Here is a 2,533-nt window from a genome sequence, read left to right as displayed (position 1 = left end):
GCATCACGGCGTCCGGGTCCCCCGCCGCCGCGGCCGCCTCGATGAGCGGGCGCTCGGCGGCCCGGATCGCCTCGACCGGGTGCGCGCGCAACATGACGTCCACGATCCCAGACGGAATCAGACCCGGGGGCGGATCACTCCACCGTGACGGACTTGGCCAGATTGCGGGGCTTGTCCACGTCGTACCCACGGGCCGCGGCGACCTCGGCGGCGAACGCCTGGTAGGGGATGGTCGCGAGCAACGGCTGGAGCAGGGTGGTCGAGGCCGGGATCGGGATGAAGTAGTCCGACAGCGGTCGCACCACCTCGTCCCCCTCCTCGGCGATCACGATGGTCCGGGCACCGCGGGCCCTGATCTCCTGGATGTTGCTCACGAGCTTGGAGTGCAGGACTCCCCGACCCTCGACCGGAGGCATGACGATGAAGACGGGCAGGCCGTCCTCGATCAGCGCGATCGGTCCGTGCTTGAGCTCACCCGCCGGGAACCCCTCGGCGTGCATGTACGCCAGCTCCTTGAGCTTGAGCGCGCCTTCGAGCGCCGTCGGATAGCCGACGTGGCGGCCGAGGAACAGCACCGACTTCGAGTCGGCCAGCTCCCGCGCGATCTCGCGGACCGGGTCGAGGGAGTCGACCACCTTCTGGATGGCCTCGGGCATCTTCTCGAGCTGACGGAACTCGGCCGCCACCTCGTCGGGGTACTTGGTGCCCCGGGCCTGCGCCAGCGCCAGTCCCACGAGGTAGTTGGCGGTGATCTGGGCCAGGTACGCCTTGGTGGAGGCCACGCCGATCTCGGGGCCGGCATGGGTGTACAGCACGGCGTCGGCCTCACGGGGGATCTGCGACCCGTTGGTGTTGCACACCGCCAGGACGCGGGCCTTCTGGGACTTGGCGTGACGCACGGCCTCGAGGGTGTCGGCGGTCTCACCCGACTGGGAGATGGCCACCACCAGGGTGGACCGGTCCAGCACCGGGTCCCGGTAGCGGAACTCCGAGGCGATCTCGACCTCGCAGGGCAGGCGGGTCCAGTGCTCGATGGCGTACTTGGCCACCATGCCGGAGTGGTACGCGCTGCCGCAGGCCACGATGAACACCTTGTCGATGTCCCTGAGGTCCTGGTCGCTGATCCGCTGCTCGTCGAGCACGATGCGGCCGTCCTGGAAGTGGCCGAGCAGGGTGTCGGCGACCGCCGCCGGCTGCTCGGCGATCTCCTTGAGCATGAAGTAGTCGTAGCCGCCCTTCTCCGCGGCGGCCAGGTCCCAGTCGATATGGAACGGGCGGCCCTCGGTGGGTTCGCCGGCGAGGTCGGTGATCTCGTAGCCGTCGGCTCGCAGCACCACCACGTTGTCCTGGCCGAGTTCCACCGCCTCACGGGTGTGCTCGATGAACGCCGCGACGTCCGAACCGAGGAACATCTCGCCCTTCCCCACGCCCAGCACCAGCGGGGTCGACCGACGCGCCGCGACGAGGGTGCCCGGGTGGGCGGCGTGGCTGAAGACCAGGGTGAAGGCACCCTCGAGGCGGTTCAGCACGGCCCGGCACGAGGCGACGAAGTCCCCCGCGTGCGGTCCGGACGCCATCTCGCACATGAGCAGGTGCGCGGCCACCTCGGAGTCGGTGTCCGACACCAGTTCGACCCCCGCGGCCTCCAGCTCGGCGCGCAGCGGGGCGAAGTTCTCGATGATGCCGTTGTGCACGATCGCCACGTCGCCCGAGACGTGCGGGTGGGCGTTGCGGTCACTGGGGCGCCCGTGGGTGGCCCAGCGGGTGTGTCCGATCCCGGTGGTCCCCGGGAAGCTGTCGTGCCCGGCGGAGTCCAGCGCGGCCTCGAGGTTGGCGAGCTTGCCCTCCTTCTTCTCCACGCGCGAGGCGCCCGAACCGTCGAGGACGGCCACGCCCGAGGAGTCGTATCCGCGGTACTCCATCCGCCTCAGGGCCTCGACCACGACAGGGAGGGCAGCCTGATGCCCGACATAACCGACGATTCCGCACATGGCCGCTAAGTGTAGCCACGCCGTCCCGACGCCCCGGCACCGTCGACCCCCCGGAGGCGATACTGTGGCCCTCGTGGCCATCAAGACCAAAGCTCTGCTCGACAAGGTGAACCGGCGGGGCCCCTACGGGGTCGACACGGGCGATCTCGGTTTCACCGGGACGCCGGGCGTGGTGTTCGTCCCGCGTGACGCGCCGTCACCCGCCCCGGTGGTGGGCTTCGCCCACGACTGGACCAAGGGCCCCCGTGACTACACGGACACGCTCAAGCACCTCGCCTCGTGGGGCTTCGTCGTGGTCGCGCCCGCGACCGATCGGTCCCCCCGGCCGAACCACCAACACTTCGCCGACCACCTGTCGGCCGCGATCGAGGACGTCCTGCAGGCCAGGCTCGGCCGCGGGACCGTCCGCGCGGATCCCCGCCGGATCGGGCTGGCCGGTCACGGGCTCGGTGGCGGGGTCTGTGCCCTGCTGGCCTCCCAGCGCACCGATATCGGCGCGGTGGCGATGGCGTTCCCCACCGAGACCGTCCCGGCGGCCGCCG

General features: G+C 70.6%; 2 protein-coding genes. One reads left to right on the top strand and one right to left on the bottom strand.

Annotated elements, in window-relative coordinates; all coding sequences use genetic code 11:
• Positions 1-134: 134 nt before the first annotated feature.
• Entirely contained in the window at positions 135-1,991 is a 1,857-nt protein-coding gene (gene glmS / locus G6020_RS11990; protein WP_182610790.1) for a glutamine--fructose-6-phosphate transaminase (isomerizing), read from the bottom strand.
• 73 nt (positions 1,992-2,064) lie between these two features.
• Here glmS and G6020_RS11985 point away from each other — a divergent pair.
• Positions 2,065-2,533, top strand: a 469-nt coding sequence (locus tag G6020_RS11985; RefSeq protein ID WP_347238370.1) for a dienelactone hydrolase family protein, incomplete at its 3' end; no start/stop codon positions are given.

This window comes from Dietzia sp. B19, assembly GCF_014145155.1.
Classification (GTDB): Bacteria; Actinomycetota; Actinomycetes; order Mycobacteriales; family Mycobacteriaceae; genus Dietzia; species Dietzia natronolimnaea.
The sequence above is the reverse complement of the archived record's forward strand: the minus strand, read 5'-3'. Positions and strand labels throughout refer to the sequence as shown.

Coding starts and splice junctions, on each gene's coding strand:
- glmS (WP_182610790.1), bottom strand. CDS start 1,991: ATGTGCGGAATCGTCGGTTATGTCGGGCATCAGGCTGCCCTCCCTGTC.